The sequence below is a fragment of the Streptomyces sp. NPDC058375 genome (genome assembly GCF_042723425.1).
GTDB classification, from domain to species: domain Bacteria; phylum Actinomycetota; class Actinomycetes; order Streptomycetales; family Streptomycetaceae; genus Streptomyces; species Streptomyces durocortorensis.
On sequence record NZ_JBHXJG010000341.1, the window covers coordinates 1 to 6,015 of the forward strand.

At 74.1% G+C, this 6,015-nt stretch carries 5 protein-coding genes and 1 pseudogene; all 6 read right to left on the reverse strand.

Annotated features, from left to right (window positions below):
- Positions 1 to 79: 79 nt before the first annotated feature.
- Positions 80 to 814 (reverse strand): ABC transporter ATP-binding protein, encoded by a 735-nt coding sequence (locus ACFWM7_RS32650; RefSeq protein WP_383267679.1) that lies wholly within the window; start codon positions 812 to 814, stop codon positions 80 to 82.
- Positions 815 to 824: 10 nt separating this feature from the next.
- Positions 825 to 1,667, reverse strand: a complete 843-nt coding sequence (locus tag ACFWM7_RS32655) for an ABC transporter ATP-binding protein (RefSeq protein ID WP_383267681.1) — start codon at positions 1,665 to 1,667, stop codon at positions 825 to 827.
- A complete protein-coding gene (locus ACFWM7_RS32660) occupies positions 1,664 to 3,682 on the reverse strand; it encodes a branched-chain amino acid ABC transporter permease (protein WP_383267684.1) in 2,019 nt (672 codons plus the stop codon). Before ACFWM7_RS32660 ends, ACFWM7_RS32655 begins: the two co-directional genes overlap by 4 nt.
- Position 3,683: 1 nt before the next feature.
- The gene (locus ACFWM7_RS32665) at positions 3,684 to 4,898 is read right to left on the reverse strand and encodes an ABC transporter substrate-binding protein (RefSeq protein ID WP_383267687.1); all 1,215 of its coding nucleotides are present in this window, start codon (positions 4,896 to 4,898) and stop codon (positions 3,684 to 3,686) included.
- Positions 4,899 to 4,989: 91 nt separating this feature from the next.
- Complete coding sequence (locus ACFWM7_RS32670; protein WP_383267689.1) at positions 4,990 to 5,394, reverse strand: roadblock/LC7 domain-containing protein; 405 nt, start codon at positions 5,392 to 5,394, stop codon at positions 4,990 to 4,992.
- A pseudogene (locus ACFWM7_RS32675) lies at positions 5,391 to 6,015 on the reverse strand (hypothetical protein); the annotation flags it as partial. The gene ACFWM7_RS32670 and the pseudogene ACFWM7_RS32675, both read right to left, overlap by 4 nt.

Here is a 6,015-nt window from a genome sequence, read left to right on the forward strand (position 1 = left end):
CCCCATGAGCCCCCCAGCCACAGTTGCACCCCCACAAACGGGACGCATCCGCCGATCCCATGGACTGACGGATGGCGCCTCAGACGCCCGTCTTCGTCGCCGTCAGTTCCAGCGCGGCGTGCAGGGCGGAGGCGTCGGCGCGGGCCTCCTCCCCGTCCAGGCGCAGCGTCATCCGCCCCGAGGTGAGGACGGTGAGCGCCCCGGCGCACTCCACGGCCTGGGCGGGGCTGGGGGACACCAGCAGGACGGCGAGGCCCTCGGCGGCCAGCGTGGTCACCAACTCGTGCACCTGCCGTACGAGTACGGGCGCGAGGCCCTCCGTCGGCTCGTCGAGCAGCAGCACCCGGGGCGAGCCCAGCAGCGCGCGGGCCAGCGCCAGCATCTGCTGTTCGCCGCCCGACAGATCCGTACCCCGGTTCCCCCGCCGCTCGCCCAGCCGGGGCAGCAGCTCCAGGACGCGCGCGGGGGACCACACGCTGGGGCGCGTCGTGTCGCCGCGGCGCGGCGGACGGTGGGACAGGCGCAGGTGCTCGTCGACGGTGAGCCCGGCGAACACCCGGCGGCCCTGCGGTACGAGCCCGATCCCCGCCCGGGCGACCCGGTGGGCCGGCTGCCCGGTCACCTCGCGGCCGTCGAGGCGTACGCTTCCGGCGCTCGGGCGCATGAGCCCGGCGACGGTGTGGACGAGCGTGGTCTTGCCCGCGCCGTTGTGGCCGACGACGGCGTGGACCGAACCGGCGGGCACCGACAGGTCGAGGCCGTGGAGGACGGTACCGCCGTGGTAACCCGCGGTCAGGCCGGTGAGTTCGAGCATCGGGCCTCGGTCATCCTCTCGCGTCGGTGGGGGACGGGCAGACGGTCGGAACCCCCTTGCCTCGGGGGCCGTCCGGGCCCGCCGACGGGCCGGGGCCGTGGTACGCCTCGCGGACCTCGGGATGCGCCAGCACCTCCTGGGTCGGCCCGCTGACGAGCACCTTCCCCGCTGCCAACACCGTTACGGACGTGGCGAGTTCGGCGACGACCTCGACATGGTGCTCGACCAGGATGACCGCGACGTCCGCCGGCAGACCGCCGATGATGCCGAGCAGCCGGCCGATGTCGCGGTCGGTCAGCCCGGCCGCCGGCTCGTCCAGGAGCAGCAGGCGGGGGTTTCCCGCCAGCGCGGCGGCGAGGTCCAGCATGCGGCGCTGCCCGTGCGAGAGCGTGGAGGCCGGCCGGTGGGCGAGGTCCGCGAGGCCGACCGTCTCCAGATGGCGGCCCGCGGACTCCTTGTGCAGCCGGTAGCGGGACGGCCTGCGCCAGGCCCCGCGACGCTGCGGATGGTGCGGCCAGCCCGCCAGCACGACGTTGTCCAGCACCGACAACTCGGCAATGACCGCAGGCTGTTGGAAACTGCGGGCGATGCCGAGGCGGCTCCGCTCGGCCGTGCGCTTTTGGGTGATGTCGGCGTCGTCCAGGGCGATCGTGCCGTGGTCGGGCCGGTCCGTGCCCGCGATGAGGTTGAGCAGGGTGGTCTTGCCCGCGCCGTTGGGGCCGATGACGGCGTGCCGGGCGCCCGCCGTGAGCCGCAGACTCACGTCGTCTACGGCGGTGAGCGTGCCGTACCTGCGGGTGAGCCGGTCGAGGGCGAGGACCGCGGGGGCGGCCGCGTACGGTGCGGGTGTCATGGGGAGACCTTCCCGGCGGGGGTCGTGGTGGGCGCGGACGGGGGCCGGTCCTCGGATCCGGGAGTCCCCGGCGTACCGGATGCCGGCCCACTCCCGCCGCCGGGTCCGCCGCCGCGCAGACCCGCGAGACCGCGCGGCAGCACGTACACCGTCGCGACGAACAACACGCCCAACAGCAGCGGCCCGTGGCCGGGCCAGGAGCCGGCGACCCAGTCCCGGGTGGCGACGATGAGCCCCGCGCCCAGCAGGGCGCCGATCACCGACGTCGTACCGCCGATGACCACCGCCAGCAGCGCGAACGCGGCGATCTCGAACCCGACGTCGGCGGGGGAGAGGTACTGCTGCACGGTCACCATCAGCGAACCGCCCACCCCGGCCAGCGCGCCCGCGCAGATGTGGGCCACCAGCAGGTACCGCCCCACCGGGTGACCGGAGGCGCGCATCCGGGCCTCGGCGCCCCGGGTTCCGGTCAGCAGCTTGCCCGCCGGGGAGCGCAGGACGAGGAGGGTGAGGGCCACGGCGACGACGGCGACGACGAGCGCGTACGTGTACAGCTCGCGCTCCTCCAGCATCCCCTCCCCGCCCCACAGTGCCTGCGTCGCCGGGAAGCCGACGAGACCGTCCGCGCCGCCGGTGACGGACTTGAGCTGGTTGACGACCGCGCCGGTGAGTTCGCCGATTGCGAGCGTGATCATGAGCACGGTCGTGCCGCGCGCCCGGATCACCGCGGGCCCCACCACCGCCGAGAACACGGCGGCGGCGAGCGCGGAGAGGACGACCTGCACGGGGCCCGCGGCCCACCCGGCGTCCGCGAGATTCGCGGTGGCGTACGCGCCCACGGCGAACGGCGCGGTCTGCCCGAGGGTGGGCAGCCCGGCGTACCCGGTGAGGATCGTGACGCTGACCGCGAGCAGCCCGAGCGCCAGGGCGGAACCGGCCAGCGAGATGCTGTACGAGTCCAGCAGGGCCGGCAGCGCGATCAGCACCCCGAGCAGGACGAGCAGCGGGGCCGCCTGCCGCCGCGCGGGTCCACCCGGCAGCCGCCCGGTCCAGGCGGGCAGCGGCCGTCGCCGCAGCCCGGCGGCGAGGCGTCGGCGGAGGCGGGCGACCGGATCCGGCCCCGAGCCCTCCGGACCGTGCGCCGCACCCGCCCCCGCCGGTTCCGCGAAGCGGGAGCGCAGCACCAGCACCGCCGCCATCGCGGCGAACAGCAGATACGGGGCCAGCTCGGGCGCCACCGAGACGCCCAGCGTCTGCACCTCGCCCACGGCGACCGCCGCGAAGAAGGTCGCCCACAGCGAGCGCAGCCCGCCGAGCACGACCACCACGAGGGACAGCATCAGCACGTTCTCCGACGTACCGGGCCCGGGACCGATGATCGGCGCCCCGAGCACACCGGCCGCCCCGGCCAGCGCACCAGCCGCCGCGAGGACGCCGGTGTGTACCGCCCGGGGGCTGTGACCGGTGGCAGCGAGCATCTGCGGATCGTCGGCGGCGGCCCGTACCGCCGCGCCCATCCGGGTCCGGGTCAGCACCCAGGTCCCGAACGCCGCGAGCAGCACGGCCATCACGATGAAGCAGAGCCGGTACGCCGGATAGCGGTGCCCCAGCAGCGTCACCGAGGAGTCGAGCGCCTCGGGTACGCGTACGGGGAGTTCGTCCGCCCCGAAGAGCTGGATGAGCAGATCACCGCCGATCAGGGCGAGCCCGAACGTCAGCAGGGCCTGCGCCAGATGCCCGCGCCGGGCGAGCGGAGCCGTCGCCGCGGACAGCCCCGCCCCGGCGACGCACGCCGCCGCGGTCCCGGCGGCCAGACCGAGGGCGAGCCCGCCCCAGGTTCCGTCGCTCAGCTCGGCCCCGGTGTACGCGCCGATCGCGTACAGCGTGCCGTGCGACAGATTCAGCACACCCGCCGTGCCGAAGGCGAGACTCAGACCGGCGGCGACCACGAACAGCAGCAGCCCGAAGGCCACTCCGTCCACCGCCGGTACGAGGTGGGCGTCCAGGAGCTCCATGTCAGCTGCCGAGCGTGGCCAGGTCCTGGACCATGACGTTGGCCAGCTTGGCACCGTCCGGCCGCACCTGACGCAGGTACCACGTCTGCACCGGCGAGTGGGCCTTGTCGCCGAACTCCCAGGCGCCGCGCGGGCTGTCGATCTGGCCGAGACCCGCGATGGCCTTGTTGATGGTCTGCGAGGTGACGTCGCCGTCCTTCGCCGCGTCGGCGATCGCCTTGTCCAGTACGGCGGCCGCGTCGTACGACGCCATCGCGTAGGTGGTGGGCTGCGTGTCGTGCTTCGCGGTCCAGTCGGCGGCGAACGTGCGGTTCGCCTCGTTGTCGAGGTCGGCCGCGTAGTTCAGGACGGAGTAGATGTCCTTCGCGGCGGGGCCCTGCGCCTGGAGCACGCTGCCCTCGGTGACGAAGGCCGTGTACAGCGGCAGATCGGCGATGTCCGACTGGGCGTACTGCTTGGCGAAGTCGATCGCGGCCTTGCCGGCGTAGAAGCAGTACACCGCCTTGGCGTCGGTCTTGGCTATCTCCGCGAAGTACGGCATGAAGTTGGTCGTCTTCGGGAACGGCGTCCAGGTGGTCTTGCCGTACGGATTGGCCAGCTTGCCCTTCACGCGCTTGAACTCGTCGGTGAAGCCGCGCAGTTCGTCGTAACCGCCCTGGTAGTCGGGGCCGATCGCGTAGACCGGACCGTCGACCTTCTCCTTGATGTACGGGGCGATGGCCCTGCCTGGCTCGTCGGACAGGAAGCTCGTGGTCCACACGTACTCGATGTCCTTGACCGGCGGCCGGGCGTTCGACCCCAGGAAGGGGATCTTCGCCTGCTGGACCAGCGGCAGCACCGCGTTCACCGAGCCGCCGCCGACGAGACCGGTCAACACGTCGACCTTGTCCTTCTTGACCAGCTTGGTGGCGGCCGGGACGGCGGTCGGCGGGCCGTCGCCCTCGTCCGCCACGATCAGCTCGACCTCGCGGCCGCCCAGCTTGTTGCCGTGGGTGTCCAGATACAGCTTGAAGCCGTCCCGCAGCTCCGTGCCGACCGGCTCGTAGGTGCCCGAGAGGGAGGCCACCAGGCCGACCTTCACGGTGTCGTCGTCGGAGCCGCTGCCGCCGCCGCTGCAACCGGTGACGGCGGCCAGGCCGAGGGCGAGGGCGGCGGCGCCGACCGGGCGGAGGCGGACCCTGCGGCGGCGGGGGGCGGATGGGGCGAAGGGGAACATGAGGGCTCTCATCGGGGGGAGTGGTGGTCGGGCAGTCGGGGCGCGGTGGTCGCGGCCGTGGGGAGCTGGCAGGGGGAGCCGGCGGGGGCGGTCAACGAGGGGACGGCAGGCCCGGATCGCGGACCTGGGGAGACAACGAGTCACCCACCTGGTTGATCAGTTCGGACATCATGTAGCTGACCTCGCCGATGTCCGCGTCCCTCGTGGTGGTGACGAGCAGCGAGGCGCCGCTGGAGACCGCCATCGAGAACATGTAACCGCCCTCCATCGCGGTGAGGCTGTGCTCCACCGGGTCGGTTGCGGTCAACTGGGCCGCTGCGGAAAGCAGGTTGACGACGCCGGACGCGATGGCGGCCAGCCGCTCGGCGTCGTCGCGTTCCACGCCCGTGTACGCCAGCGCGAGCCCGTCCACGGACACGGCTATCGCCTGGGTGACTTCCGGGAGGCGCCCGGCGAAATCGCTCAGGATCCAGCTCAGGTCGGAGGAGGTGGTCATTTCTCGGTCCGTTCGGTGTCGTCCGGGGCGGAACGCCCCCGGTGGTTCGTGCTCCTGTTGATCCCCTGGGCGTAGGCCGCCAGTACGTCGGAGACCTGCCGGGAGTCCCGGCGGCGGGGCGACGGCCGCGGCGCACCGGAGCCCGGGCGCTGTTCGGCGGTGTCCCGTCTGCCCGCGGCGGGCCACTGCTGAGGCGCTCGGCGCTGCCGCAGGGGCAGCCCCGAGGAGCTGACGCCGGCGACACGTGACGCCGGCTCGTCGTGCCCGGGGCGCGGCACGGGCGTGGAGCGTTGCCCCCGCTCCCGCGCGCCGCCCTCCCGCGTGCCGTTGCTCGGCCCGTCCTCGTGGGGGCTCTCGGGGCGGGGCGGGGTGGCGGGGTCGCCGTCTGCGGGGGCGGCGGGGCCGGTGGCTCCCGAGTCCGTACCGGCGGCCGTGCCCGCACCGGTGGCGGGGCCCGTGCCCGTACCGGCGGCCGAACCCGTGCCCGTACCGACGACGGGGCCTGTGCCCGTACCGGCTCCTATGTCGGCGCTCGCGCCCCCACCCCCGCGCGCGCCCCCGCCCCCCCCCCGCCGGGTGCCGGGCGGGGGGCGCGGGCGGGCGGGCCCCCCCCCCCCCCGC